Annotated in this window: 24 protein-coding genes and 1 pseudogene; 9 read left to right on the forward strand and 16 right to left on the reverse strand. The window is 74.3% G+C overall.

Features of this window, described 5'->3' with window-relative positions:
- Position 1: 1 nt before the first annotated feature.
- Genes hisF through hisD form a run of 8 tightly spaced genes read right to left on the reverse strand, consistent with a single transcriptional unit; the run spans position 2 to position 5,733 of the window.
- Positions 2-757, reverse strand: coding sequence for an imidazole glycerol phosphate synthase subunit HisF (gene hisF, locus IF129_RS01225; protein ID WP_191207491.1), 756 nt, complete (start codon positions 755-757; stop codon positions 2-4).
- Positions 754-1,152, reverse strand: a complete 399-nt coding sequence (locus IF129_RS01230) for a Rid family hydrolase (RefSeq protein ID WP_191207492.1) — start codon at positions 1,150-1,152, stop codon at positions 754-756. Before IF129_RS01230 ends, hisF begins: the two co-directional genes overlap by 4 nt.
- Positions 1,149-1,877, reverse strand: a complete 729-nt coding sequence (priA, locus tag IF129_RS01235; protein WP_191207493.1) for a bifunctional 1-(5-phosphoribosyl)-5-((5-phosphoribosylamino)methylideneamino)imidazole-4-carboxamide isomerase/phosphoribosylanthranilate isomerase PriA — start codon at positions 1,875-1,877, stop codon at positions 1,149-1,151. Before priA ends, IF129_RS01230 begins: the two co-directional genes overlap by 4 nt.
- Positions 1,877-2,530, reverse strand: a complete 654-nt coding sequence (gene hisH, locus IF129_RS01240; RefSeq protein ID WP_381481619.1) for an imidazole glycerol phosphate synthase subunit HisH — start codon at positions 2,528-2,530, stop codon at positions 1,877-1,879. Before hisH ends, priA begins: the two co-directional genes overlap by 1 nt.
- Positions 2,521-2,685: a hypothetical protein gene (locus IF129_RS01245; protein ID WP_191207495.1), complete on the reverse strand. Its 165-nt coding sequence runs from the start codon at positions 2,683-2,685 to the stop codon at positions 2,521-2,523. Before IF129_RS01245 ends, hisH begins: the two co-directional genes overlap by 10 nt.
- The gene (gene hisB / locus IF129_RS01250) at positions 2,682-3,275 is read right to left on the reverse strand and encodes an imidazoleglycerol-phosphate dehydratase HisB (protein ID WP_191207496.1); all 594 of its coding nucleotides are present in this window, start codon (positions 3,273-3,275) and stop codon (positions 2,682-2,684) included. The genes IF129_RS01245 and hisB overlap by 4 nt, the downstream gene beginning before the upstream one ends.
- The gene (locus IF129_RS01255) at positions 3,272-4,396 is read right to left on the reverse strand and encodes a histidinol-phosphate transaminase (RefSeq protein WP_191207497.1); all 1,125 of its coding nucleotides are present in this window, start codon (positions 4,394-4,396) and stop codon (positions 3,272-3,274) included. Before IF129_RS01255 ends, hisB begins: the two co-directional genes overlap by 4 nt.
- Positions 4,393-5,733: a histidinol dehydrogenase gene (gene hisD, locus IF129_RS01260; RefSeq protein WP_318153484.1), complete on the reverse strand. Its 1,341-nt coding sequence runs from the start codon at positions 5,731-5,733 to the stop codon at positions 4,393-4,395. The genes IF129_RS01255 and hisD overlap by 4 nt, the downstream gene beginning before the upstream one ends.
- A 150-nt stretch (positions 5,734-5,883) precedes the next feature.
- Between hisD and IF129_RS01265 the strand changes: the two genes are divergently transcribed.
- The 3 genes from IF129_RS01265 to ybaK all read left to right on the forward strand — a co-directional run bounded on the left by IF129_RS01265 (position 5,884) and on the right by ybaK (position 8,925).
- Positions 5,884-7,527: an oxidoreductase gene (locus IF129_RS01265; protein WP_191207498.1), complete on the forward strand. Its 1,644-nt coding sequence runs from the start codon at positions 5,884-5,886 to the stop codon at positions 7,525-7,527.
- A gap of 116 nt (positions 7,528-7,643) precedes the next feature.
- Positions 7,644-8,384, forward strand: coding sequence for an LON peptidase substrate-binding domain-containing protein (locus IF129_RS01270; protein WP_191207499.1), 741 nt, complete (start codon positions 7,644-7,646; stop codon positions 8,382-8,384).
- A 49-nt stretch (positions 8,385-8,433) separates the two neighbouring features.
- Positions 8,434-8,925 (forward strand): Cys-tRNA(Pro) deacylase, encoded by a 492-nt coding sequence (ybaK, locus tag IF129_RS01275; RefSeq protein ID WP_191207500.1) that lies wholly within the window; start codon positions 8,434-8,436, stop codon positions 8,923-8,925.
- Between the two features lie 48 nt (positions 8,926-8,973).
- Here the strand turns inward: ybaK and IF129_RS01280 are convergent, their stop codons facing one another.
- The 4 genes and pseudogenes from IF129_RS01280 to IF129_RS01295 form a co-directional block, all read right to left on the reverse strand.
- Entirely contained in the window at positions 8,974-9,759 is a 786-nt protein-coding gene (locus tag IF129_RS01280; protein ID WP_191207501.1) for a hypothetical protein, read from the reverse strand.
- Between the two features lie 50 nt (positions 9,760-9,809).
- Complete coding sequence (locus IF129_RS01285) at positions 9,810-10,649, reverse strand: ABC transporter permease (RefSeq protein ID WP_191207502.1); 840 nt, start codon at positions 10,647-10,649, stop codon at positions 9,810-9,812.
- Positions 10,646-11,521, reverse strand: a pseudogene (locus tag IF129_RS01290) (ABC transporter ATP-binding protein); the annotation flags it as partial. The pseudogene IF129_RS01290 and the gene IF129_RS01285, both read right to left, overlap by 4 nt.
- Before the next feature lie 208 nt (positions 11,522-11,729).
- On the reverse strand, positions 11,730-12,986 hold the full coding sequence (locus IF129_RS01295; RefSeq protein WP_191207504.1) for an NYN domain-containing protein: 1,257 nt from the start codon (positions 12,984-12,986) through the stop codon (positions 11,730-11,732).
- Positions 12,987-13,205: 219 nt separating this feature from the next.
- Between IF129_RS01295 and IF129_RS01300 the strand changes: the two genes are divergently transcribed.
- Positions 13,206-13,358, forward strand: coding sequence for a hypothetical protein (locus IF129_RS01300; protein WP_191207505.1), 153 nt, complete (start codon positions 13,206-13,208; stop codon positions 13,356-13,358).
- Between the two features lie 125 nt (positions 13,359-13,483).
- Here the strand turns inward: IF129_RS01300 and dnaE are convergent, their stop codons facing one another.
- On the reverse strand, positions 13,484-17,023 hold the full coding sequence (gene dnaE / locus IF129_RS01305; protein ID WP_191207506.1) for a DNA polymerase III subunit alpha: 3,540 nt from the start codon (positions 17,021-17,023) through the stop codon (positions 13,484-13,486).
- 169 nt (positions 17,024-17,192) lie between these two features.
- Between dnaE and IF129_RS01310 the strand changes: the two genes are divergently transcribed.
- The 4 genes from IF129_RS01310 (at position 17,193) to IF129_RS01325 (ending at position 22,370) form a co-directional block, all read left to right on the forward strand.
- On the forward strand, positions 17,193-17,876 hold the full coding sequence (locus IF129_RS01310) for a hypothetical protein (protein ID WP_224754194.1): 684 nt from the start codon (positions 17,193-17,195) through the stop codon (positions 17,874-17,876).
- A 91-nt stretch (positions 17,877-17,967) separates the two neighbouring features.
- Positions 17,968-18,855, forward strand: a complete 888-nt coding sequence (locus IF129_RS01315; RefSeq protein WP_191207508.1) for a thioredoxin domain-containing protein — start codon at positions 17,968-17,970, stop codon at positions 18,853-18,855.
- Between the two features lie 144 nt (positions 18,856-18,999).
- Entirely contained in the window at positions 19,000-20,688 is a 1,689-nt protein-coding gene (locus tag IF129_RS01320; protein ID WP_191207509.1) for an alkaline phosphatase D family protein, read from the forward strand.
- A gap of 5 nt (positions 20,689-20,693) precedes the next feature.
- Positions 20,694-22,370: a serine/threonine-protein kinase gene (locus IF129_RS01325; protein WP_191207510.1), complete on the forward strand. Its 1,677-nt coding sequence runs from the start codon at positions 20,694-20,696 to the stop codon at positions 22,368-22,370.
- A 430-nt stretch (positions 22,371-22,800) separates the two neighbouring features.
- On the opposite strand, the gene IF129_RS01330 is transcribed toward IF129_RS01325, so the two are convergent.
- Positions 22,801-23,256: a cyclic nucleotide-binding domain-containing protein gene (locus IF129_RS01330; protein WP_318153485.1), complete on the reverse strand. Its 456-nt coding sequence runs from the start codon at positions 23,254-23,256 to the stop codon at positions 22,801-22,803.
- Positions 23,257-23,389: 133 nt separating this feature from the next.
- Positions 23,390-23,974: a dienelactone hydrolase family protein gene (locus IF129_RS01335; RefSeq protein WP_318153486.1), complete on the reverse strand. Its 585-nt coding sequence runs from the start codon at positions 23,972-23,974 to the stop codon at positions 23,390-23,392.
- A 112-nt stretch (positions 23,975-24,086) separates the two neighbouring features.
- Here IF129_RS01335 and IF129_RS01340 point away from each other — a divergent pair, with 112 nt between their 5' ends.
- Positions 24,087-25,148 (forward strand): mechanosensitive ion channel family protein, encoded by a 1,062-nt coding sequence (locus IF129_RS01340; protein WP_191207513.1) that lies wholly within the window; start codon positions 24,087-24,089, stop codon positions 25,146-25,148.
- Positions 25,149-25,205: 57 nt separating this feature from the next.
- Here the strand turns inward: IF129_RS01340 and IF129_RS01345 are convergent, their stop codons facing one another.
- A complete protein-coding gene (locus IF129_RS01345; RefSeq protein ID WP_191207514.1) occupies positions 25,206-26,153 on the reverse strand; it encodes an RluA family pseudouridine synthase in 948 nt (315 codons plus the stop codon).
- Positions 26,154-26,227: the final 74 nt, after the last annotated feature.

A 26,227-nucleotide genomic window follows, 5' to 3' on the forward strand; every position in this document is an offset into this window, starting at 1 on the left:
CTCAGCGGACCGGTCGGCCCGCCGCCCGCAGCGCGTCCTTGACCTCGGAGATCCGCAGATCGCCGAAGTGGAAGACCGAGGCGGCGAGGACGGCGTCGGCGCCCGCGGTGATCGCCCCCGGGAAGTCCGCGGGCTTCCCCGCGCCCCCGGAGGCGATGACCGGCACTGTGACGTGCCGACGCACCGAGGCGATCATCTCGGTGTCGTAGCCGTCCTTCGTGCCGTCGGCGTCCATGGAGTTCAGCAGGATCTCCCCCGCCCCCAGTTCGGCCGCGCGGTGCGCCCACTCCACGGCGTCGACGCCGGTCCCCCGACGGCCGCCGTGCGTCGTCACCTCGAAGGAGCCCGACGGGGTGCGCCGGGCGTCCACCGACAGCACGAGCACCTGGCGTCCGAAGCGCTCGGCGATCTCCCGGATCAGCTCGGGCCGGGCGATCGCGGCGGTGTTGACGCCGACCTTGTCGGCCCCGGCCCGCAGCAGCCGGTCCACGTCGTCGGGGGTGCGGACGCCGCCGCCCACGGTGAGCGGGATGAAGACCTGCTCGGCGGTACGGCGCACGACGTCGTAGGTGGTCTCCCGGTTGCCCGAGGACGCGGTGATGTCCAGGAACGTCAGCTCGTCGGCGCCCTCGGCGTCGTAGACCTTCGCCATCTCCACCGGGTCGCCGGCGTCGCGCAGGTTCTGGAAGTTGACGCCCTTGACGACCCGGCCCGCGTCCACGTCCAGGCAGGGGATGACTCGTACGGCCAGGGTCACGAACGTTCTCCTGAGACTTCTCGGTGTGCTTCCACTTCCACTTCCACCAGGACGCGGGAGTCGGCGAAGCCCGACACGACGACCAGCGTGGTGACGGGTCGCACCGCTCCGAAGACCTCCTGGTGGGCCCGGCTCACCGCGTCGACGTCGCGGGTGTGGGCCAGGTACAGCCGGGTGCGGACGACGGCCTCGACGTCCGCGCCGAGCTCGGCCAGGGCGTCGAGGGCGAGGGTGAAGGCCACGCGGGCCTGCGTGTGGGGATCGCCCTCCCCCTCCACCGCGCCGTCGAGGAACGGCAGGGCGGTGGCCGTGACCCGGTCGCCCGCGGCGACCGCGCGTGCGGAGCCGACGGCCTCCTCGAAGGGACTGCGGCCTCGCACGCGCTCGATGGTCATCCCGCCACCGCCTCCAGGGCCTCTTCCAGGGTGAACGCCTTCGCGTAGAGAGCCTTGCCCACGATGGCGCCCTCCACGCCCTGCGGGACGAGCGTGGCGATGGCCCGCAGGTCGGCCAGTGAGGAGACGCCGCCGGAGGCCACGACCGGGCGGTCGGTGGCGGAGCAGACGTTCTTCAGCAGCTCCAGGTTCGGGCCCTGGAGGGTGCCGTCCTTGTTGATGTCGGTGACGACGTAGCGGGCGCAGCCCTCGGCGTTGAGGCGCTCCAGCGTCTCGTACAGGTCGCCGCCGTCGCGGGTCCAGCCCCGGCCGCGCAGCGTGGTGCCGCGTACGTCGAGGCCGACGGCGATCCTCTCGCCGTGCTCGGCGATGATCTTCGCAACCCACTCCGGGGACTCCAGCGCCGCCGTGCCCAGGTTGACGCGGGTGCAGCCGGTGGCCAGGGCCGCCTTGAGCGAGGCGTCGTCGCGGATGCCGCCGGACAGCTCCACCTTCAGGTCCATGGTGCGGACGACCTCGGCGATGCGGTCCCGGTTGTCGCCGGTGCCGAAGGCGGCGTCCAGGTCCACCAGGTGCAGCCACTCGGCGCCCGCCGACTGCCAGGCGAGCGCGGCCTGGAGCGGGTCGCCGTAGGAGGTCTCGGAGCCGGACTCGCCGTGCACGAGGCGCACGGCCTGGCCGTCGCGGACGTCGACGGCGGGAAGCAGTTCGAGCTTCTGGGTCATCACAGGGTACCGATCCAGTTGGTGAGCAGCTGCGCTCCGGCGTCGCCGGACTTCTCGGGGTGGAACTGGGTGGCCCACAGCGGCCCGTTCTCCACGGCGGCGACGAAGCGCTCGCCGTGCGTGGCCCAGGTCACCCTGGCCGGCGCGATCGCCGGGTTGTGCACCTCCAGCTCCCACCCGTGCGCGGCGTAGGAGTGCACGAAGTAGAAGCGGGCGTCGGCGTCCAGCCCGGCGAAGAGCCGTGAGTCGGCGGGCGGTTCCACGGTGTTCCAGCCCATGTGCGGGACGACGTCGGCCTTCAGCGGTCCGACGGTGCCGGGCCACTCGTCCAGGCCCTCGGCCTCCACGCCGTGCTCGATGCCCCGGGCGAAGAGGATCTGCATGCCGACGCAGATGCCCATGACCGGGCGGCCTCCGGCGAGCCGGCGGCCCACCACCCAGTCGCCCCGGGCCTCCTTGAGCCCGGCCATGCAGGCGGCGAACGCGCCGACGCCGGGGACGAGCAGCCCGTCGGCGTTCATCGCGGCGTCGTAGTCGCGGGTGATCTCCACGTCGGCGCCAGCGCGGGCGAGCGCCCGTTCGGCCGACCGGACGTTGCCGAAGCCGTAGTCGAAGACGACGACCTTCTTCGCGGCGGCCGTGCTCACTGCCACACCTCCAGACGCAGGATGCCGGCGATCAGGGCGAGGGCGGAACCGGCTCCGAGGAGCCCGACCACGCCCTTGGGCAGGCCCTGCCGCCAGAACGAGATCGCCCCGCCGAGCAGGAACAGCCCGACGAAGACGAGGGCCGTCGAGACTCCGTTCACAGGGCGCCCTTGGTGGACGGGATGCCCGTCTGCCGGGGGTCGATCTCGCTGGCGTACCGCAGGGCGCGGGCGAGCGCCTTGAACTGGCACTCCACGATGTGGTGGGCGTTGCGCCCGTAGGGCACGTGGACGTGCAGCGCGATCTGCGCCTGCGCGACGAAGGACTCCAGGATGTGCCGGGTCATCGTGGTGTCGTAGTCGGGGCCGATCATCGGAGCCATGTTCTCGGGCTCGGCGTGCACGAGGTAGGGCCGTCCGGACAGGTCGACCGTCACCTGGGCCAGGGACTCGTCCAGCGGCACCGAGGCGTTCGCGAACCGGACGATGCCCCGCTTGTCGCCGAGGGCCTGCCGGAAGGCGGCGCCGAGCGCGAGGGAGGTGTCCTCGATGGTGTGGTGGCTGTCGATGTGCAGGTCGCCCTCGGTCTTGACGCTGAGGTCGAACAGACCGTGCCGGCCGAGCTGGTCGAGCATGTGGTCGAAGAAGCCGACACCGGTGGCGACGTCGACCTTCCCCGTGCCGTCCAGGCCCAGCTCGACCACGACGGAGGTCTCCTTGGTGGTGCGCTCCACCCGTCCCACGCGGCTCATCGCTCGTTCTCCTTCATCACTGCGCGTACTGCGTCCAGGAACGCGTCGTTCTCTTCGGGGGTGCCCGCGGTGACCCGCAGCCGGCCGGGCACGCCGTTGTCCCGGACCAGCACGCCGTGCTCCAGCAGCGCCTGCCAGACGGCGTGCGCGCCGCCCTCGCCGTCGAACCGGCCGAACTGCACGAAGTTGGCGTCGGACGCCGTCACCTCGCACCCGGCCGCCCGCAGCTCCGTCACCAGCCGGTCCCGCTCGGACTTCAGCCGCTCGACGTAGCCGAGCAGGGTGTCCGTGTGCTCCAGCGCGGCGAGCGCCGTGGCCTGGGTGACGGCCGACAGGTGGTACGGCAGCCGGACGAGCTGCACCGCGTCCACGACGGCCGGATCGGCGGCCAGGTAGCCGAGCCGGAGCCCGGCGGCGCCGAACGCCTTCGACATGGTACGGGAGAGCACCAGGTTGGGGCGGTCCCGGAGCAGCGGCAGCAGGGACGGGTGGTGGCTGAACTCGCCGTACGCCTCGTCGACGACGACGAGCGCGCCCTTCCCGCGCGCCGCGCGCTGGGCGGCGTCGTACACCGCGACCACGGTGTCGGCCTCGACGGCGGTGCCGGTGGGGTTGTTCGGCGAGCACACGAACACCACGTGCGGGCGGTGCCGCGCGATCTCCCGCCGGGCCGCGTCGACGTCGACGGTGAAGTCCTCCCGGCGGGAGCCGGAGACCCAGTCGGTGCCGGTGCCGCGGGCGATCAGCGCGTGCATCGAGTACGACGGGTCGAAGCCCAGCGCCGTGCGCCCGGGGCCGCCGAACGCCTGGAGGAGCTGCTGGAGGACCTCGTTGGAGCCGTTCGCCGCCCAGACGCCGTCGGCGTTGACCGCGTACCCGCAGGTGCGGGTGAGGTAGGCGGCGAGCCGGGTGCGCAGCTCGACGGCGTCCCGGTCGGGGTAGCGGTTGAGGCCGCGCGCGGCCTCGGCGACCCGTTCGGCGATCCGCGCCACCAGTTCCTCGGGCAGCGGGTACGGGTTCTCGTTGGTGTTCAGCCGGACGGGGACGTCGAGCTGCGGCGCCCCGTAGGGGGACTGGCCGCGCAGCTCGTCCCTGATCGGCAGGTCTTCCAGGACGGTCACGCGCCGGGCACCTTCCCGTCGAAGCGGGCCGTGAGGGCGGCGCCGTGCGCGGGCAGGTCCTCCGCCTCGGCGAGGTGCACGACGTGGTGGGTGACCTCGGCGAGGGCGTCGCGGGAGTAGTCGACGACGTGGACGCCGCGCAGGAAGGACTGCACGGACAGCCCCGAGGAGTGGCACGCGCAGCCGCCGGTGGGCAGGACGTGGTTGGAGCCCGCGCAGTAGTCGCCGAGGGAGACGGGCGCGTAGGGGCCGACGAAGACGGCCCCGGCGTTGCGCACCCGGGCGGCGACGGCGGCGGCGTCGGCGGTCTGGATCTCCAGGTGCTCGGCCGCGTAGGCGTCCACGACCCGCAGGCCGTGCTCGACGTCGTCGACTAGGACGACGCCGGACTGCCGCCCGGCCAGGGCCTCGGTGACGCGCTCGGCGTGCTTGGTCGCGGCGACCCGCGTGGACAGCTCCGCGTCGACGGCCGTCGCCAGCTCCTCGGAGTCGGTGACGAGGACGGCGGCGGCGAGCGTGTCGTGTTCGGCCTGGCTGATCAGGTCGGCGGCGACGTGCGCGGGGTCGGCGGTGGCGTCCGCGAGAATCGCGATCTCCGTCGGGCCGGCCTCGGCGTCGATGCCGATACGGCCCTTGAGCAGCCGCTTCGCCGCCGCCACCCAGATGTTCCCCGGGCCGGTGACGAGCTGGGCGGGAGCGCAGTCCTCGGTGCCGTAGGCGAACATGGCGACGGCCTGGGCACCGCCGGCGGCGTAGACCTCGTCGACGCCCAGCAGCGCGCAGGCGGCGAGGATCGTCGGGTGCGGCAGCCCGCCGAACTCGGCCTGCGGGGGCGAGGCCACCGCCAGGGAGGGCACCTCGGCCTCCTGCGCGGGCACCACGTTCATCACGACGGAGGACGGGTAGACCGCCTTGCCGCCCGGCACGTACAGGCCCACCCGCTCCACGGGCACCCAGCGCTCGGTGACGGTGCCGCCGGGGACGACCTGCACGGTGTGGTCGGTGCGGCGTTGGGCGCTGTGCACGGTGCGGGCCCGCCGGACGGACTCCTCCAGGGCCGCGCGCACGGCCGGGTCCAGCTCCTCCAGGGCCCTGCGGAGCGCCTCGGCGGGGACGCGCACGCGGTCCAGGGTGACGCCGTCGAACCGCCGCGCGTAGTCGATGAGGGCCGCGGTGCCGCGATGCCGTACGTCCTCGCAGATGGGCCGCACCTTCTCCAGGGCGGCTTCGACGTCGAGCTCGGCGCGGGGCAGCAGGTCCCGGTCGATCCCGCCGGGGCCGCCCGAGGAGGCGGTACCGCGCAGGTCGATGCGGGTCAGGGAAATGGTTCGCAGCACGGGTCCAGTCTCGCAGACGGCATGCGGTGACCTCGCCCCGTATCAGAGCGTGATACGGGTGTCCGTCGTCGGTGCTGACCGATAGCGTTGATCCCGTCACACACCGGTACGGCCGCTCGACCGGCGGCCGTCGGCGGAGGGGGGACGGGCGTGAGCGAGCCGCTGACCGACGGCGAGCCACCTGCGGAGCTGCGGCTCACGACGGCGGAGTGGGGCCTGTGGCAGGCCTTCCGCAACGGCAGCCGACACGACCTGCGCACGGGCGACCCCGCGCTGGACGACCCGGGCGGGGACGGGCCCTGGGGGCCCCGGCGCACCATCCGGGCGCGCGTGGTCGCGCTGCTGCTCCTGCACGGGCCGCCGCCGCTGCTCGGGCGCGTCGCCTCGCTGAGCCTGGCGGGGGCGCACATATCGGGGCGGCTGGACCTCTCCGGCGGCCGGGTGGGGGTGTACGTCGAGCTGACGCAGTGCCGCTTCGAGGAGGAGCTGCTGCTGACCGAAGCCCGGATGGGCACCGTCCGGCTGCTGGACTGCCGGCTGCCCCGGCTGGAGGCCGCCCGGGCCGGCACCGACGGCGACCTCCACCTCGCCCGCTGCACGGTCACCGAGGGGATACGGCTGACCGACGCGTCGATCGGCACGGACCTGCTGCTCAACGAGGCGACGGTCGGCAGCGGGGGCCGCACCCGCGCCATCGCCGCCGACGGCCTGACCGTCGGCCAGGACCTCCAGGCCAGCCTCCTGATGTGCGACGGGGAGGTGAGCCTGCGGGGCGCCCAGATCGGCGGCTCGCTCTACCTGTACGGCAGCGTCCTGCGCAACCATCGCGGCCGGTACGCGCTGCACGCCCCGGAGATGCACGTCGCCCGCTTCGCGCACTGCGCGACGTCCGGGCCCGGCACCGCCTACGTCGCCCAGGGCGTGACGCCGCCCGGCGGGGTGCCCTCGCCCCCGGGGCACCTCCCGCCGGGCCCGGACGGACGGCCCGCCGACAGTCCGGCGCGCGGGGTGAAGCGGTTCCAGTGCACCGGCGGCCTGAAGCTGGACGACGGGCGCTTCGGGGACTCCCTCGTGGTGGACCAGGCGCGGTTCACCCTCCGACGCGGCCAGGAGATCTCCCTGCGCCGCGTCCAGACGCCGGAGCTGTGCTTCACCCCCGAGCGGCCGGAGGAGGGGCGCGTCGTCCTGTCCGGAGCCACCGTGGGGAACCTCGTGGACAGCGTCGACAGCTGGCCCGTGCGCGACGGCCTGTGGATGGCGGGGTTCAGCTACGACCAGCTCATCCCCGTGGGCCCGTTCCCGCTGGCACGGCGGCTCGCCTGGCTGGCCACCGCGACCCCCGAGTACTCCCCCGGGCCCTACGAACAGCTCGCCACCGTCCTGCGCAACGGGGGCGAGGACGCCGAGGCCCGCCGTGTGCTCCTGGCCAAGCAGCGGCGCCGGCGGGAGACCCTCTCCCCCGTCGGGAAGGTGTGGGGCCACCTCCAGGACTGGACGGTCGCCTACGGCTACCGGCCGGGGCTGGCGGCGCTGTGGATGGCCGTCCTGTGGCTCGCGGGCGCGCTGTTCTTCGCGGGCCGCCGTCCCGAGCCGCTGGAGCAGGACAAGTACCCGCACTGGAACGCCGCCGTCTACGCGCTGGACCTCCTGCTGCCGGTGATCGACCTGGGGCACGACCGCGCCTGGAACCCGGCGGGGGCCGGCCAGTGGGTCGCCGTCGGGCTCGTCCTGGCCGGGTGGGTCCTCGCCACGACGGTCGCCGCCGGAGCGACGCGCATGCTCCGCCGGCAGTGACGTCCGCCGCGCGGGCGGGTCGGCCGGGGGCGGGGCCGGCCGGGGGGCGCGCGTCCCGCGCTCCTCGGCGCAGCCGGAGCACGCCGGAGCGCGGACGCGCCGTAAGGTGGCCGACTGTGACCATCGCGCTGCCTCTGTTCCCGCTCAACACCGTGCTGTTCCCCGGGCTGGTCCTGCCGCTCACCGTCTTCGAGCCGCGCTACCGCGCCCTCATGGGCGACCTCCTGGAGATCCCGGAGGACGAGCCGCGCCCGTTCGGCGTCGTGGCGATCCGGGACGGACACGAAGTGGCACCGACCGCGCTCGGCCTGCCCGACGGTTCACCTGCGCCCGACGCCGGCCCGGCCGCCGGCTTCGGCCCCGAGCCGATGGGGTCCTTCCACGGCGTCGGCTGCGTCGCGGACGCCTCGACCATCCGGGAGCGGGAGGGCGCCGAGGGCTACGAGGTGCTGGCGACCGGCACCACCCGGTTCCGGCTGCTGTCGGTGGACGCCTCGGGCCCGTACCTCGTCGGTGAGGTGGAGGAGCTGGAGGAGGACGGCGGCGAGGGCGCCGGGGCGCTGGCCGCCGGGGTGCTGCGGGCCTTCGGGGAGTACCGCAAGCGGCTGGCGGGGGCGCAGCAGCTGACGCTCACCACCGGTCAGGAACTGCCCGAGGAGCCGTCGGTGGTCTCCTACCTCGTCGCCGCCGCGACCGTGCTGGACACGGTGACCAAGCAGCGGCTGCTCCAGGCGCCGGACACGGCGTCCCGGCTGGCCGAGGAGCTGCGGCTGCTGCGCCGGGAGACGGCGGTGCTCGGCGAGCTGCCCTCGCTGCCCGCCGTGGACCTCACCCACCAGCCGACCAGCCCGAACTGACCCGCCCCGGCCGGAGCGGCCGGAGCGACGGAGGAACGAGGGGAGCACGGTGGCCAGGAAGACGCGCGGGGGCGGCGGCACGCCCGCCACGGTGGCGCTGACGGCGGCCGGGGTGGCGTTCACCGTCCACGCCTACCCGCACGACCCGGCGGCCGGCTCCTACGGCGAGGAGGCGGCACGGGCGCTGGGCATGGACCCGGCGCGGGTGTTCAAGACGCTGGTGGCCGAGGTGGACGGCGCGCTGACGGTCGCCGTCGTCCCGGTCACGGGCCCGCTGGACCTCAAGGCGCTGGCCGCCGCCGTGGGCGGCAAGCGGGCCGTCATGGCGGACCCGGCGGCGGCGGAGCGGTCGAGCGGCTACGTGCGCGGCGGCATCTCCCCGCTCGGGCAGCGGCGGCCGCTGCCGACCGTGGTGGACGTCTCCGCGCGGGCCCACACGACGGTGTGCGTCTCCGCCGGGCGCCGGGGCCTGGAGATCGAGCTGGCCCCGGCGGACCTCATCGCGCAGACGGGCGCCCGCACGGCGGCGATCGGCGGCTGAGCGGCCACAGCCGGGGCCTCGGTCCCGGGGCCGGTCCCGGGGCCTCGGTCAGGGACGCGGCGGCTCGCCGGGCGGCTGCGGCCGGGGGTGCTGCGGGGCCGGCGGGACCGCGCTGTTCGGGGGCCGGTCCTGCGGGGACACGTCCTTCGGGGGCCGGTCCTGCGGTGTGCCCCAGCTCTGCGGGGGCACCCGGGGGGCCGCCTCGCGCGGCCCGAAGGCGGCGACGAGCAGCAGGTGGGTGGTGAGGGCGGCCAGCGGCCACAGCAGCCACAGCACCCACCCGCTCAACTCCAGCGGCCCGCTGAACACCCCGCCCCGGCCGGCCTCGACGGCGCGGGCCGTCAGGTCGCCGCCCGGGCCGAGCAGGCCGCCGAACCAGGCGCCCGCCCAGGAGCCGAGCACCCCGCCGGAGGCGAGTCCGAGCACCACGCCGACGCCTCCCGCCCGGCGCAGCAGGAAGGCCACGAGACCGCTCAGCACCCCGAGGGCGGCGGCGAGGAGCGCGAACGTGCCCTGGACGCCGAAGGAGTCCTCGCTCTCGTTGTTGCGCAGGAAGGCGTCGCGCCCGTCGGAGATGTAGGCGACGTCGGGGGCCAGCCACCACCACAGCAGGCCGAGCAGCGCTCCGCCGGCGGTGACGGCGACCGCCGTGAGGATCCACTGCCACAGGTCGGACGCCCCCACGACCTCTCCGGTGGGCCCGCCGCGCTCCGGCGTGTCGACGCCCTCCCCGGCGGGGGGACGCGCGGCCCACGGGTCGTGGAGGGGCTGCCGCCCGGGCTCGGGCCCCGACGGGCGTCCTGGCTGGGGTGAGGAGGGGGTCGGTGCGGTCACCCCGCCATCGTGCCAGGCTCCGCCCGCCGCGCGGGAGCGGGGCGGTGCGCTCAGCGGACGGCGGCCCGGCGGTAGGCCCAGGCGGCGGCCGTCAGGGCGAGGGCGCCCACGGCGGCGCAGACCCCGAGGTCCACGGCGACGCGTGCCCAGTCGGGTGACGGGCCGAAGGTGGCCGCGAACGCCTCGACCCCGTAGGTGGAGGGAAGCAGGTCGCGCGCCCACCGCACCGCGAGCGGCAGCGAGGCGGGGGGCAGCACGCCGAGCAGCAGCGCGGCCGACATGCCCAGCTGCCCGCACAGCGTGGCGAGCTCGGGCCGGGGCGCGAGGAGCCCGAGGGCGGCGCCGAGGCCGGCCAGCGCGGCCCCGGTCAGCGGGATGACCCCGATGAGCACCCACAGCCCCGTCAGCGGCAGCGCGTACAGGACGCTGCCCGTCACGGCGGTGACGAGGACGCCGGGAACGGTGAAGGAGGCGTAGGCCCCGGCGGCTCCCAGCACCACGGCGGCCGGGGGCACGGGCAGCGTCGCGTAGTGGTCGAGGCCGCCGGAGGCGCGCAGCGAGCCGAAGTACTGGGCGAGCAGGTTCAGCGCGACGAAGGCGACGACGAGCACGCTCGACCCGGCCACCACCGCCCGCGCCTCCGGCCCGGGACCGGGCTCGACGACGCCGCGCAGCAGCACCATGATCCCGATGGACTGGAAGGTGGCGACGAAGAGCAGCGGGATGCGGGCGACGCGGGCGCGGGAGAGCTGCGCGCGGTAGACGGCGCACAGCGCGGGCCACAGCCCGACGGCCGGGGCGAGGGGGGCGCGGCCCTCCCCCGCGCCGCCCCCGCCGGGCCGGCTCCGGCTGCTCACCGCGGGCGCGCGGTCGACGGATGCGGCACTCACGCCTTCACCAGACCTTCCGTTCGGCCGCCGAGGGCCAGGTACACGTCCTCCAGGCTCGGCGTGGCCAGGGAGAAGTCGTCGAGCGCCGCGAAGGCGGGGCCGCCGGTGACGGCGGCGACCGCGGCGCGGGCGGCGTCCGGGGAGAGCCGCAGCGTCCAGCGCCGTCCGGAGCGCTGCGCGGTGGGACCGAGGGCCGCCACCTCGGGGACGTGCAGCGGCGGCTCGTCCCGCCAGACCAGCTCGACGCGCACGTCGTCGCCGACGAGGGCCTTGAGACCGCCGGGCGTGTCGCAGGCGATGACCCGGCCCCGGTCGAGGACGGCGACGCGGTCGAGCACGGACTCCGCCTCGATGACGTTGTGGGTGACGAGGACCACCGTGGCACCCCGCTCCGCGCGGCGGCGGTCGACGGCCGCCCACACCGCGCGCCGGGCCACCGGGTCCATGCCGGTCGTCGGCTCGTCCAGGACCAGCAGCGGACGCTCCCCGACGAGGGCGGTGGCCACGCAGGCGAGCCGCCGCTGGCCACCGGAGAGCCGCTTCAGCGGGCGGTGGCCCAGGACGGACAGCCCGAGCTCCTCCAGGACGGCGCCGGTGGCCCGGCGGGCGTCGTCGGCCGGCAGGCCGCGCAGCCGGGCGGTGGTCTCCACCGCGAGCCGCACGGTCAGCTCGTCCAGCGCGGTGGACTCCTGCCCCAGGTAGGCCAGCAGCCGGGCGGCCCGCTCGGGGTGCCGGACGAGGTCGTGGCCGAGGACGTCGATGTGCCCGGCGTCGGGCCGCAGCAGCCCGGTGAGCTGGCGGACGAGGGTGGACTTGCCGGCGCCGTTGGGGCCGAGGAGCCCGAAGAGCTCACCGCGCCGCACGGTGAGGGAGACGCCGTCGCAGGCCCGCACGGCGGGTGCGGCGGGCGTACCGCGCCGGGCCCGCTGGGCCGGGTAGGTCTTCACCAGGTCGCGTACGGCGCACGCCGGCCCGCCCTCGGTCTCGTCCTGTCGTGCGCCCGTCTCCACGAGCTACGAGGGTACGCGCCCGGCGGCGCGGATTCGTCACCCACCCGGCCCAGGCCGCGCGCCGGGGCACTCAGTGCTCGGCCGGAGCGCGTTCCTCGCCGGTGTGGGTGTCGACCTCGCGCCAGAAGCCCGCCCGGATGGCGTAGCGGTCGTGCTCGTCGATCTGGTCGTCCTTGTGGGCGAGCAGGCCGAACCGGGCGGCGTAGCGCAGCAGCTCCCCGTCGATCCGGTGCGGGATGCGCGGGTACTGGAGGGAGAGGCTGCCCAGGTGCGCGGCGCCGCCGAGCCGGGCGATCCAGCGGCGGGCGAAGACCTGGCCGACCTCGAACGGGTCGCCGCTGACGGTCGTGATGTCCTCCTCCCGGTCCGCCCAGCGCTGTTCGGCGGTGGTGAGCTGGGCGAGCATCGGCAGGGCGGCGACCTCCGGCGGCTCGGCCGGGGACCCGCCCCGGTCCACCCAGCCCTTGTCGGAGGACCAGCGCAGGGTGGCGTTCGGCGCGGCCGTCTGCGGCGGGCCCGGCGGGGCGACGGACGGCCGCGCGAGCCCGGCCAGGTCCTTCGGCGTGGGCACGCCCCTGGCGGCGGGCGGCTCGCCCGCCCCGGCACCCGCCCCGTCGCTCTCCTCGGCGGGCTGCGCCGGGCGCTCGTCGGGGGCCAGGCCGTTGCGGGCGGGGGTGGAGTCCTTGCCCGCCGTGCTGGGCGGATCGGGCAGCGGGGCGGCGAGGATGGCGGCGATGTCGGGCCGGGTGGCGGGCTGCGGGGCACAGGCCCCGGCCGGTTCCCTGGCCCGGACGGCGTGGGTGATCCAGGTCCGGTCCAGCACCCGGCGCTCGTCGGCCTCCGCGACGAGGTCCTCGGACTGGTTGTAGTCCCCGTCGGCCGCCTGCACGGCCCACAGGTGCACGGCGACGCCGTGCTCCTTGGCGGACATCAGCCCCGGCAGCAGGTCCCCGTCGCCGGTGACCAGGACGATGTCCGAGCAGGCGCGGTTGCGGGCGAGCTCCGTCAGCTCGGTGTGCATGGCCGCGTCCACGCCCTTCTGCGCCCAGCGGCCGTCGGTGCGGGTGAGGGCGCCGAGGCGGACCGTCACCCGGGGCATGACGCGCAACCGCCGGTGCTCGGGCTGCGGGACGCGGTCCGGGGCGCCGTCGAACCAGTAGATCCGCAGCAGGGCGCACCCCGTCTCCTGCTCGGCCCGGTCCCGAAGGGCCCGGATGAGCACGGAGTGGTCCACGGTGATCCGGGACCGGGAGGGCTCCCCCGCCAGCAGACTCGCGGCGGCACCCAGCAGGTACCCGGCGTCCACCAGGACGACGCAGCGGTCCACGGTTTCACCCCACTTTCCTCGGAACTCTTTCGAGTCTGCCCGACCGTACCGGGGTTATCTGCCGGAACTCGATCTTCGGCGTGGCGAATCCGTGAGCGGAGCGCGCAGGATCGTGCACGGACAGCGGTGCACACGAAGGGTATTGCCCGACATGCGAAGAGTGTCCGCCCGTGCGAATCTGATCACGGCCGAGTTCCAAGGACCTTGAGGAGGTTCATCGTGGCCAAGAACAAGAACCGAGATCGCCAGAAGCAGCAGCACCGCCCCGCCCAGGGCGGCGACGTGCAGAACCCGGGCGCCGACCGTCCCATGGACGAGGAGAACCCCGGCACGTCGGCCAAGCGCAAGAACAAGCCGCTCGGTCACAACTGACCGGACGCGGCACCGGCTTCACCTCGCACGCGGCACTGGTGAGTGAGGGCGCCCCGGAGACCCGGCGCGCCCTTACTCCCGTCGGCTCCCCCGGCGCGCCGCCCGGCCGAGCGCGCGGCCGGCCCTCAGCCCGCCAGGCAGGAGGGGCCGAGCAGTTCCTTGAGGTCCCCGAAGAGCGCCGGGTCGGCGGTGACGCGGTGGCGGTCCAGCCGCAGGACCGTCGTCCGCCGGGCGCCCTGGAGGCGCACCCGCACCTCGGTGGCCCCCCGGTGGTGGGTGAGCACCTCCCCCAGCCTGGCCACCAGCGGCGGGGTGACCTTCACCGACGGAATCGTGATCGTCACCGGCGCGTTGGCCGAGGCCTCGCTGAGGTCGGGCACCATCAGCTCCATCGCGACCAGCCGGGGCACGTCCTCCCGCTTGTCGAGCCGGCCCTTGACGAACACCACGGCGTCCTCCACGAGCTGGGTGGAGACCAGCTGGTAGGTGGCCGGGAAGAACATGCAGTCGATGGAGCCCGCCAGGTCCTCCACGGTGGCAATCGCCCACGCGTTGCCCTGCTTGGTCATCTTCCGCTGGAGGCCGGAGATGATGCCGCCGATGGTGACCGTCGAGCCGTCCCCGTACTCACCGCCGGTGAGCTGCGAGATGCCCGCGTCGGCCCGCTCGTTGAGGACGTGCTCGATGCCGAACAGCGGGTGGTCGGAGACGTACAGGCCGAGCATCTCCCGCTCCTGGGCCAGCAGGTACGTCTTCTCCCACTCCTCCGGCGTGAACTCCACGTCCAGCCCGAAGCCCGGGCCGTCGCCCTCGTCCGCCCCGAGGTCGCCGAAGAGGTCGAACTGCCCCTCGGCCTCCTTCCGCTTGACCTGCACGACGTTGTCGATCATCGGCTCGAACTGCGCGGTCAGGCCCTTGCGGGTGTGGCCGAGCGCGTCGAACGCGCCCGCCTTGATCAGTGACTCCACCGTCCGCTTGTTGCAGACGACGGCCTCCACCTTGTCCAGGAAGTCGGGGAACGACTCGTAGGCCCCCTTCGCCCTGCGGCACCGCACGACGGCGTCGACGACGTTCTGCCCGACGTTGCGCACGGCGGTGAGGCCGAAGACGATCGTGTCGTCGCCGCGCGGCGTGAAGTTGGCGTCCGACTCGTTGACGTCCGGCGGCAGGACCTTGATCCCCATCCGGCGGCACTCGTTGAGGTACACCGCCGACTTGTCCTTGTCGTCGCGCACCGAGGTGAGCAGCGCCGACATGTACTCGGCCGGGTAGTTGGCCTTCAGATAGGCCGTCCAGTAGGTGACCAGCCCGTACGCCGAGGAGTGCGCCTTGTTGAAGGCGTACCCGGCGAAGGGCACCAGGACGTCCCACACCGCCTGGATCGCCTCGTCCGAGAAGCCCTTCTCCCGGGCGCCCGCCTGGAAGTTGACGAACTCCTTCTCCAGGACCTCGGGCTTCTTCTTGCCCATGGCGCGGCGCAGCAGGTCGGCCTGGCCGAGGCTGTACCCGGCGAGCACCTGCGCGGCCTTCTGCACCTGCTCCTGGTAGACGATGAGGCCGTGGGTGATGTCCAGGACCTCTTTGAGCGGCTCCTCCAGCTCCGGGTGGATCGGCGTGATGTCCTGCTGGCCGTTCTTGCGCAGGGCGTAGTTGATGTGCGAGTTCATGCCCATCGGGCCCGGCCGGTAGAGCGCCGAGACGGCGGAGATGTCCTCGAAGTTGTCGGGCTTCATCATGCGCAGCAGGGAGCGCATGGGGCCGCCGTCGAACTGGAAGACGCCGAGGGTGTCGCCGCGCTGGAGCAGTTCGTACGTCTTCGGGTCGTCCAGCGGGAGGTCGAGCAGCTTGATCTCCACGCCCTTGTTCTTGGCGATGGCCTTCTGGGCGTCGTCCATGATCGTGAGGTTGCGCAGGCCCAGGAAGTCCATCTTCAGCAGGCCGAGGCTCTCGCAGCTCGGGTAGTCCCACTGCGTGACGACGACCCCGTCGTTCTTCGGGGAGAAGACCGGCACGTGGTCGATCAGCGGCTCGCTGGACATGATCACACCGGCGGCGTGCACGCCCATCTGCCGCACCAGCCCCTCGATGCCGCGCGCGGCGTCGATGACCTTGGTGACGTCCGGCTCGTTCTCGTACATCGAGCGGATCTCGCCCGCCTCGCTGTAGCGCGGGTGGCTCTTGTCGGTGATGCCCGACAGGGGCAGGCCCTTGCCCAGGACGTCGGCGGGCATGGCCTTGGTGATGCGGTCCCCCACCGCGTACGGGTAGCCCAGCACCCGGGCGGAGTCCTTGATGGCGTTCTTCGCCTTGATCGTGCCGTACGTGCCGATCATGGCGACCTTGTCGGCGCCGTACTTCTCCGTCACGTAGCGGATGACCTCACCGCGCCTGCGCTCGTCGAAGTCGATGTCGACGTCGGGCATGGAGACGCGCTCGGGGTTGAGGAACCGCTCGAAGATCAGCCCGTGGTCGATCGGGTCGAGGTCGGTGATGCCCATGGCGTAGGCGACGATCGAGCCGGCCGCCGAGCCGCGGCCGGGGCCCACGGCGATGCCCGCGTTCTTGGCCCACATGATGAAGTCGGCCACGACGAGGAAGTAGCCGGGGAACCCCATCTCGATGATGACGCCCATCTCGTAGGCGGCCTGCCGCTGACGGTCCTCCGGGACGCCGCCGGGGTAGCGGCGCGCCATGCCCCGCTTGACCTCCTCCTGGAACCAGGTGACCTCGTCGTAGCCCTCCGGCACGTCGAACCTCGGCATGAGGTTGCGCGGCTTGAACATGCCGGAGACGTCGACCCGGTCGGCGATGAGGAGCTGCGTGTTGCGGCAGCCCTCCTGCCAGGCGTCGGAGTTGTCGATCGCGTACATCTCGGCGGCCGACTTCAGGTAGTAGCCGGAGCCGTCGAACTTGAAGCGGTCGGGGTCGGAGAGGTTGCTGCCGGTCTGGATGCACAACAGCGTGTCGTGCGCGGCCGACTCGTGCTCGTAGGTGTAGTGCGAGTCGTTCGTGACGACGAAGGGCGCGCCCAGCTTCCGGGCGATCTCCTCCAGCCCGGCGCGGGCCCGGCGGTCGATGTCGATGTCGTGGTCCATCAACTCGACGAAGAAGTTCTCCTTGCCGAAGATGTCCTGGAACTCCCCGGCGGCCTTCAGCGCCTCGTCCATCTGCCCGAGCCGGATGCGGGTGGAGACCTCGCCCGAGGGGCAGCCGGTCGTCGCCATCAGGCCCTCGGAGTACTCCGCGAGCAGCTCCCGGTCCATCCGGGGCTTGCGGAAGAAGCCCTCCAGACTGGCCCGGGACTGCGCCCGGTAGAGGTTGTGCAGCCCGGTGAGGTCCCGCGCCCACATCGTCATGTGCGTGTACGCGCCGGCGCCCGCGACGTCGTCCCGCTTCTGGTGGGGCGCGCCCCACTTCACCGGCCGCGCGTACCGCCGCGACTCGGGGGCGACGTACGCCTCGATGCCCATGATGGGCGTGATGCCCGCGCCCTGCGCCTGGTGGAAGAAGTCGTAGGCCCCGTGGAGGTTGCCGTGGTCGGTCATGGCGATGTGCGACATCTCCATGTCCCCGCACGCCGCGAACATGTCCTTGAGCCGCGCCGCTCCGTCCAGCAGCGAGTACTGGGTGTGCACGTGCAGATGCGTGAACGGCTGGTCGGTCACGGGTGGGGAACCTCCGGCGCGGGTCTTCTGAGGGGCGGTGTCGAAGTCTACGACCGGGCACCGACACCGGGGCCCCAGCGGGCCCACCGGGCGTCCCGGGTCACGGAAGTATTCCGGTGTGGACCTCCCTCACTCCACGTTTACACCCGGCGTGGCACACTCGGGCGCGATGGGCGTGTCGACGAGTACCGGTATCCGGACAGCGCGGGCCGCGGTGTTCACCGCGGTCTGCGTCGTGCTGTCCGCGGGCACCCACGTGCTCCTCTCGGCGACCCCGGTCCCCCTGACGACGCTGCTCGCCGTCACCGGCGCCGTCTTCCTCTGCGCCTACCTGCTGGCCGACCGCCGGCGCGGCCTCGGCACCATCGCCGCGACGCTCGTGCCGCTGGAGCTGGCGGCCGACACCGTCTTCACCTCCGGGCAGGCCGCCTGCTACGGCACGGCGGGCGGGCCGGTCACCGGGCCGCTGCGCACCATGGGCGTCGACCTCGTCTGCGCGGGCGGCGGCTTCGGCACGCCGCTGGCGCGGATGGCCGCCGACACCCCCGCCCCGGCGCTGGCCCAGCCCGCCGCGCCCTGGCTGCTCCTGGGCGCCCACGTCCTCGTCGGGCTCACCGCCGCCGTCTGGCTGTGGCGGGGCGAGGAGGCGTTCGTCCGGCTGCTGCGCGCGGCCGCCACGCACGCCTACGCGCTGCTGTGGCCGCCGTCGGTGCGGGCCGTCGCCCACCCGCTGCCGCAGCCGCGCTCCGGCGCCGCCTTCCGCGCCGCGCACCGCGTGCGCACCGCCCGCGCGCTGCCTCTCCTGACGCACTCCGTCGTACGACGCGGGCCGCCCCGGCCCCTGGCCGGCTGACCCGGACCGACCCGGGCCGGCCGCCGCCGTCCGCCCGCCCACCCACGTGGGCGCGTCCCCCGTCACGTACCGATTCCACGGAGTTATCCGCATGAGCAAGCGCAACAGCCAGGAAGCCAAGAGGGCCGCCCGCGAGCGGCTGCGCGTCGAGCGCGAGCAGCAGGCCAAGAAGGAGAAGATGCGCCGCCAGCTCGGCGTCGCGGGCGCGGTCGTCGCCGTCCTGGTCGTCGCCGCCGGCATCGGCGTCGCGGTCACCAACATGACCGACAGCGGCGGCGAGGGGGACAACAGCGACTGGTCCGCCGCGTCCGCCGTCGCCGGGGAGCCCGAGAAGTCCAAGGGCGAGGGCGCCTACGAGGGCTACGTCGCCCCCGCGAACACGCAGGGTGAGAACGGCACGGACATCATCGTCGGCGACGAGGGCGCCGAGGACACCGTCACCATCTACGAGGACATGCGCTGCCCGGTCTGCGCCGCCTTCGAGCAGAACGTCGGCGACCTCGTCCTCAAGGACATCGAGGACGGCACCTACAAGGCGGAGTTCGTCTTCGGCACCTTCCTGGACGGGGACAAGCCGGACGAGCTCGGCAAGAGCAGCGGCTCCAAGAACGCGCTCAGCGCCCTCGGTGCCGCGCTGGACGTCAGCCCGGAGGCGTTCCTGGAGTACAAGAAGCTGCTGTACTCCGCCGACGTCCACCCCAGCGAGCAGATGGACGAGTTCGCCGACGACGCGCGGCTCGTCGAGATCGCGCAGGACGTCGAGGAGCTCAAGGGCAACGAGACGTTCGAGGAGAACGTCACCTCGGGCACCTTCGATCCCTGGGCGCTGAAGGTCTCGGACAAGTTCCGCGCCGCCGAGGGCGTCCAGGGCACGCCGACCGTCAAGGTCAACGGCGAGGTGGCGAAGAACGCCCAGGGCTACGCGCCGGGCACTCCGGAGGAGTACAACGCGGTCGTGACGCCGCTGCTGGAGAAGTGACCCGCCGCACCCGCTGAACGAGCCGACGGGCGGTGCCCTGCGAGCCGGGGTGCCGCCCGTCGGTGGGTGGCGCGGCGTCGACGGTCGCGTGAACAGCCGGAAGTCGTCTACCCGTTCGCCCCGGCGGGCCTCTAGCCTGCGCCCGTGACCCACGCTGACGCAGACACCCCGACCGCCGGCCCCTCGGACAGACCCGGCCTCACGCCGCACCGCCCCCGCCGCCGGACGGTGATCGCCGCCGCCGCCACGACCGCCGCCCTCGCGTCGCCCCTCGTGGCGGGGACGGCGGCCCGCGCCGCCGGGGGCGGTCCCGCCTTCCACCACGGCGTCGCCTCCGGGGACCCGCTCCCCGACGGCGCCCTGCTGTGGACGCGGGTCACGCCCGAGCCCGGCGCCGATCCCGGTTCCGGCCGGGGCGGCGCCCTGGACGTCGCCTGGGAGGTGGCCACCGACGCGGGCTTCACCGACGTCGTCGCCCGGGGCACCGTCCGCGCGGCGGCCGCGTCCGACCACACGGTGAAGGCAGACGTGCGCGGGCTGCGGCCCGCCACCGCGTACCACTACCGGTTCACCGCCGACGGCGTCACCTCCCCCACGGGCCGCACCCGCACCGCACCCGCCGACGACGCCGCCCCGGACCACCTGCGCCTCGGCGTGGTCTCCTGCTCGAACTGGGAGGCCGGCTACTTCTCCGCCTACCGCCACCTGGCCGGACGCGGCGACCTGCACGCCGTCCTGCACCTGGGCGACTACCTGTACGAGTACCCGACCGGCGGCTACGGCACGCGGGGCCGGACCGTCCGGCCGCACACCCCGGCGCACGAGATCACCACGCTCGCCGACTACCGTGCCCGGCACGGCCAGTACAAGACGGACGCCGACCTGCGGGCCCTGCACGCCGCGCACCCGGTCGTCGCGATCTGGGACGACCACGAGTTCGCCAACAACGCCTGGTCCGGCGGAGCGGAGAACCACACGCCGGGCGCGGAGGGTGCCTGGGCGGAGCGGATGGCGGCCGCGAAACAGGCGTACTTCGAGTGGATGCCGGTGCGGCCGTCCGTCGCCGGAACCACCTACCGGCGCCTGCGGTTCGGCACCCTGGCCGATCTGCACCTGCTGGACCTGCGCTCCTTCCGCGACGAGCAGGCCGGGGTCGGGGAGGGCGAGGTCGACGACCCCGCCCGCACGGTGACGGGCCGGGCGCAGCTGGACTGGCTGAAGGCGGGGCTGGACGCCTCCACGTCCCGCTGGCGACTGGTCGGCACGTCCGTGATGATCTCGCCGCTCGCCTTCGGCTCGGTCCCCGCCTACCTGCTGCGCCCCCTCGCCCGGCTGCTCGGACTGCCCGCCGAGGGGCTGGCCCTCAACACCGACCAGTGGGACGGCTACACCGACGACCGCCGCGAGCTGCTCACCCACCTGCGGAATCGCGGGATCGACAACACCGTCTTCCTCACCGGCGACATCCACATGGCCTGGGCCAACGACGTCCCCGTGGAGGCCGCGACGTACCCGCTCTCCCCGACGGCGGCCACGGAGTTCGTCGTCACCTCGGTCACCTCCGACAACATCGACGACATCCTGCGCGTGCCCGAGGGCTGGGCGAGCCCGGCGGCCTCGGGGGCGCTGCGCGCGGCCAACCGGCACGCGCGGTGGATCGACACCGACGCGCACGGGTACGGCGTCCTGGACGTCACGGCCGAGCGGGCGCAGATGGACTACCACCGCATCTCCGACAAGACCGACCCCGACGCGACCACCCACCCCGTGCGCTCCTACCGCACCCGGTCCGGTACGCAGCGTCTGGAGCGCGCGGAGCGGCCCGTACGCTGATCCCCATGAGCGGGGGAACACAAGAGCGTGTCGTGGACGGCCGGTTCGCGTTGCTGGAGCGTCTCGGCAGTGGCGGGATGGGCACGGTGTGGCGGGCCCGCGACCTCGTGCTGCGGCGTGAGGTCGCGCTGAAGGAGGTCCGTGCGGCCGAGCCGTCCACGGACGGCACGGACGCCGAGCGGTTGCGGGTCCGGGTGCTGCGCGAGGCGCGGGCCCTGGCCGCGCTGAACCACCCGAACGTGGTGACCATCCACCACATCGTCGACGAGCGGCCCCATCCGTGGCTGGTGATGGAGCTGGTTCCGGGGGCCAGTCTCCAGCAGCACTGCGCGGCGGAGGGCCCGCTCACCCCGGCGCGGGCGGCGCGGATCGGCCGGGACGTGCTGGCCGGTCTGCGCGCCGCCCACGCGGCGGGCATCCACCACCGCGACGTCAAACCGGCCAACGTCCTGCTCCGGCCGGACGGCGGGGCCGTGCTGACGGATTTCGGCATCGCCGCCGTGGGCTCCACCGGCCGCGTCACGGTCACCGGGGAACTCGTGGGCTCACCCGAGTACATCGCCCCCGAACGCATCCGGGGTGCCGGGGGCGACGCGGCCGACCTCTGGTCGCTCGGAATGCTGCTCTACGTCGTCACCGAGGGCCACAGCCCGCTGCGCCGCGCCGACACCCTGGCCACGCTGGCGGCCGTGCTGGAGGAGCCCGTCCCGCCGCCCGTGCGCTGCGGCCCGCTCACGCCTGCGGTGACGGCACTGCTGGTGCGGGAGCCGGAGGCGCGTCCGGACGCCGAACGGCTGGACGCCCTGCTCGCCGAAGCACAGAGCGCGGCGGAGGACGCGGCGGGCACGGAGGACGCGGGGACGCCGTCGGGGTCCGGGCGAACGCCCGTCACCCTCCCCGACCCGCCGCGCGCCCTCCCGCCCGTCGCGCAGAGCCCTCCGCCGGGGCCGCCGCCGGGGCCGCCGCCGGGGCCGCCGCCGGGGACCGGCGAGCCGTACCGCGCGACGGACCCGGCGCCCCCCGCGCGGCGACGGGGCGCGGTCCGGGTGCTCGGCGCGGCCGCCGCCGTGGCCGTCGTCCTGGGGGCGGTGGCGGGCGGCTTCCTGCTGGCCACCCGCGACGAGCCGCCGGCCGCGCGGGCGCCGGGCGCCGAGGTCGGCCCCTCCCCCGACACCGACGGGGCGGGGGCCGATGCGGCAGGCCCGGAGGCGACCGGCCCCGACGAGGCAGACGCCGGGGCGGACACCGCCGAGCGCCCGGCCGAACGGACCGCCGACCCCGAGCCCCCGGCGTCGCCGACGCCCGACGCCGGGACGCCGACACCGAGCGCCACCCCGTCGCCCTCCGCCCCGGTGCCCGGCACCTGGATCGCCCAGCTCCACTCGGAGCCCGTCTCCTCCGGCACGGCCGAGCGCGACCGGCGCCTGGCGGAGCTGCGGGCCACGGTCCCCGAGGCGCGGGTGCTGCTCAGCGACGACCACGCCTCGCTCAACCCGGGGTACTGGGTGCTCTACGCGCCCGGCCCGTTCACCGACGGCCGGGACGCGGTGGCCTACTGCGCCGACCGGGGCCGGACGACGGGCGACTCCTGCGTCGGCCGCTACCTCAGCGGCGACGCGTCCGACCGGGACCTCGTCTGCCATCCGGAGGGCGGCGGCAGCGGAAGGTGCACCCGTCCCTGACGGTCAGGGCGGCGGACGGTGCCGTAGCGGCCGGCGGGAGGACTCCCCGTCGGGTTCGGCCAGGTCGCCGTGGCCCTCGAACGGGCCGATCACTGCGTGGTGCCACGGGACGTGGAGCATGCGGCCGACCTCCCGCCGGCGGCCGGTCTCGCCCCGCCGATCGCGGCCGCGTCCCGGACCGCGCGGCCGAGCCGCCGGTGCCGGCAACCGTGGAGGGCGCGGGAGACCTCCGGCAAGTGAAGGTCGGGGTGGGGCAGGACGAACGGCTCGTCCCAGATGGAGGAGTACCGGACGCAGGGCCCGTCCCTGTCGGAGGCAGAGCGGCGGCTCGGCGGGCCGGCCACGGCCGGCGGCCTGACCGCACGCCGGGCCGGGGAGGGCCCGACCGGACGGGTCGGTCAGCGGAGGGGGGAGGCGGCCCGCCCGGTGTTCAGGGGCCGCTGCCGTAGGGGGCGTACAGGTCCAGGAGGCGGGTGCGCGTCCGGTGCAGACGCCGCCCGATGATCTCGGCGACCTGGCAGGCCAGGGCCCGGCCCAGCTCCGGGTCGTCGTCGCACACGCCCCGCACCGCCGCCGCGTCGAACTCCAGCGCGCTGACGTCCCCGGCGGCCTCGGCGCCCAGCCGCCAGGTGTACGGCGGCACCATCCACGACCAGCCGAGCAGGTCACCGGGGTGGAGGGTCTCGATGTGCGCGGGGCGGCGTCCGGCGACGTGCAGGTCGAGCGTGACCGTTCCGCCGCGGATGACCCAGAAGCGGTCGGCGTGACGCCCCTCCCGGAAGATGCGCGTCCCGGCCGGGAAGCGCACCGGCCGGCCCAGGGCGAGCAGCCGCTCCCGACCGTGCGGCGGCAGCAGACGGAAGGGATCGGTGACGGTGCTGACCACGGCGCGCCTCCCACGGCCCGGCGACGGACTGACCTCTTTCATCCTGGACCCGGCCGGGGGCGCCCGCCAGGGCTGAACGGCCCCGGCGGGTGGGCCGGCCGGGCCCACCGGGCGGGCCCCCGTGCCCGGCGGTTCAGCGCTCGGCGTCGACCTCCGCCAGGAAGGCGAGGGCGAGCCGCCAGGTGCGCTCGGCGGCTTCGGCGTCGTGGTCCGGGAGGTCGGGGTCGGTGTAGAGGTGGCCCGCGCCGGGGTGGCGGAAGACCTCCACGTCCGCGCCGGTCCTGCCCAGGTGCAGGTACCAGGTGTTCAGCCAGTCGCCGGGCTCGAACGGGTCGGGGTCGGCGACGTGGAGCTGCACGGGCAGGCCGTCGGCCGAGGCGTCCTCGGGCACGTCGTAGGTGCCGTGCAGGAGCAGCAGGGCACGGGCGTGCTCGTCGGCGAGGGCCAGGCTCTGGGCGAACGCGGCGCCCAGGGAGAGCCCGGCGTACACCAGTCCCTTCTCGGACAGCGGTGCGGCGGCGGCGACCGCGCGGCGCAGCAGCTCGTCCCACCCGATCTCCTCCTGGACCGCCCGGCCCTCGTCGAGGGTCGGCGCGGTCCGGCCGTCGAACAGGTCGGGGGTGTGGACCTCGTGTCCGGCCGCCCGCAGCCGTTCGGCCGCGGCCTCCACGGCGGGCCTGCGTCCGTACACCGAGTGGAACAGCACCACGGTGGCCACTGCGTCACGTCCTTTCCGTGTCTCGTGCCCGCCCCTGTGGGCCCGGGGCGGACGTCCACATCGTGCCAGGTACGGTCTGATGAGCCCATCGCCTGCAAGGAGTAGAGACCTCATGGAGAACGTGCTGCGACCGGTCATCGTGTTCGGCGGCGCGATCGTCGTGGCCTGGGTGGTCGCCTGGGCCGTGGACCGGCTGCTCGTACGCGTCGACGCCCGGCACCCCGAGACCCCGATGTGGGGGCTGCTGCGCCAGGGACGCTCGCCGTTCGCGGCGGTGCTGTTCGTGGCCCTGGTGCGCGGCTTCTTCGACAGCACGCACCTGGCCTCCGACCGGCAGCCGACCGTCAAGCTGTGGTTGACGATCATCATGATCGCCGCCTCCGCCTGGCTGGCGCTGCGCATCGCGGCGGCGGTCATGGAGACGGCGTCGACCCGTTACGCGGGCGTGGCCCACGACCCGGCCCGGGCCCGCCGCGTGCGCACCCAGCTGACGCTGATCCAGCGGCTGGTGACGGCCGTCGTCATCGTCATCGCGGGGGCGGCGATACTGCTGCAGTTCGACGGTATGAAGACCCTCGGCACGTCGATGCTGGCCTCCGCCGGTGTGCTCGGCATCGTGGCCGGTATCGCCGCCCAGTCGACCCTGAGCAACCTGTTCGCCGGGCTGTCGATCGCGTTCGGCGACATGGTCCGCATCGGGGACACCGTGGTGGTCGACGGCGAGTACGGCGTCGTGGACGAGATCACCATCTCCTACCTCGTGCTGCTCACCTGGGACGAGCGGCGGATCACCATGCCGGTGTCCTACTTCACGAACAAGCCGTTCGAGAACTGGTCGCGCGGGGGCCCGCAGGTCATCGGAACGGTCTTCCTGCACCTGGACCACCGCACCCCGGTCACCGAGCTGCGCGCGCAGACGGAGAAGATCGTCCGGGCCAGCGACAACTGGGACGGGCGCAGCTGGAGCCTGGTCGTGACGGACACCACGCCGTCGACGATCGAGGTCCGGGCCGCGATGTCGGCCCGCACCGCCGACGACGTCTGGACGCTGCGCTGCGAGGTGCGCGAACAGCTGCTGGCCTGGCTGCGCGACGAGCACCCGTACGCGCTGCCCCGCGTCCGCACCAGCCGGGAGGCCGACGGGCCGGGGCCGGTGCTCGACCGGAAGCCCTGACGCGTCGGGGCCGGGAGCGGCGGGTCCGGCCCGTCGGCCTCCCGGCCCGCGCCCCGGCTACGCGCTGTCGGCCCGGACGCGGTCCAGGGCGGCGCGCAGATCGTCCGGGTAGGTGCTCGCGAACTCCACCCAGCGGCCGTCGGACGGATGCTCGAAGCCGAGGCGCACGGCGTGCAGCCACTGGCGGGAGAGCCCCAGCCGCCGTGCCAGCGTCGGGTCGGCGCCGTAGGTGAGGTCCCCGGCGCACGGGTGCCGGTGGGCCGCCATGTGCACGCGGATCTGGTGGGTCCGGCCCGTCTCCAGCTTGATGTCCAGGAGGCTGGCGGCGCGGAACGCCTCGACGAGGTCGTAGTGGGTCACCGACGGCTTGCCCTCCGCCACGACGGCCCACTTGTAGTCGTGCTGCGGGTGGCGACCGATGGGCGCGTCGATGGTCCCGCTGAGCGGGTCGGGGTGCCCCTGCACGAGCGCGTGGTAGCGCTTGTCGACGGTCCGCTCCCGGAACTGCTGCTTCAGCAGGCTGTAGGCGCGCTCCGACTTGGCGACGACCATGAGCCCGGAGGTGCCGACGTCCAACCGGTGCACGATGCCCTGGCGTTCGGCGGCACCGGACGTGGCGACGGTGTACCCGGCGGCGGCCAGGCCCCCGATGACCGTGGGCCCGCTCCAGCCGGGGCTGGGGTGCGCGGCGACCCCCACCGGCTTCATGACGACGACGAGGTCGTCGTCGTCGTGCACGATCTCCATCCCCTCGACCGGCTCCGCCACCACCCGCACCGGCGCCGGCGCGGCGGGCATCTCGACCTCCAGCCAGGCCCCGCCCTGGACGCGGTCCGACTTCCCGGCCGCCGACCCGTCGACCCGGACCTTGCCGTCGGCCGCGAGCTCGGCGGCCTTCGTGCGGGAGAAGCCGAACATGCGGGCGAGGGCGGCGTCGAGACGCTCGCCCTCCAGACCGTCGGGCACGGGCAGCGTACGGACCTCGGGGGATGGTGGGGTACTCACCCGGTCGAGTATGCCCGACTCCCGCCACCCGTCCGGACCGGCCCCGCGTGCGGCCGCCGCGACCGGGGGTGACA

The sequence above is a fragment of the Streptomyces chumphonensis genome (genome assembly GCF_014779715.1).
Lineage (GTDB): Bacteria > Actinomycetota > Actinomycetes > Streptomycetales > Streptomycetaceae > Streptomyces > Streptomyces chumphonensis.

What these genes read in the sequence shown, in the direction of transcription:
- IF129_RS01230 (WP_191207492.1), bottom strand. Translation starts at nt 1,152, where the DNA reads ATGACCATCGAGCGCGTGCGAGGCCGCAGTCCCTTCGAGGAGGCCGTC.
- priA (WP_191207493.1), bottom strand. Translation starts at nt 1,877, where the DNA reads ATGACCCAGAAGCTCGAACTGCTTCCCGCCGTCGACGTCCGCGACGGC.
- hisB (WP_191207496.1), bottom strand. Translation starts at nt 3,275, where the DNA reads ATGAGCCGCGTGGGACGGGTGGAGCGCACCACCAAGGAGACCTCCGTC.
- IF129_RS01315 (WP_191207508.1), top strand. Translation starts at nt 17,968, where the DNA reads ATGAGCAAGCGCAACAGCCAGGAAGCCAAGAGGGCCGCCCGCGAGCGG.
- IF129_RS01340 (WP_191207513.1), top strand. Translation starts at nt 24,087, where the DNA reads ATGGAGAACGTGCTGCGACCGGTCATCGTGTTCGGCGGCGCGATCGTC.
- IF129_RS01310 (WP_224754194.1), top strand. Translation starts at nt 17,193, where the DNA reads ATGGGCGTGTCGACGAGTACCGGTATCCGGACAGCGCGGGCCGCGGTG.
- IF129_RS01325 (WP_191207510.1), top strand. Translation starts at nt 20,694, where the DNA reads ATGAGCGGGGGAACACAAGAGCGTGTCGTGGACGGCCGGTTCGCGTTG.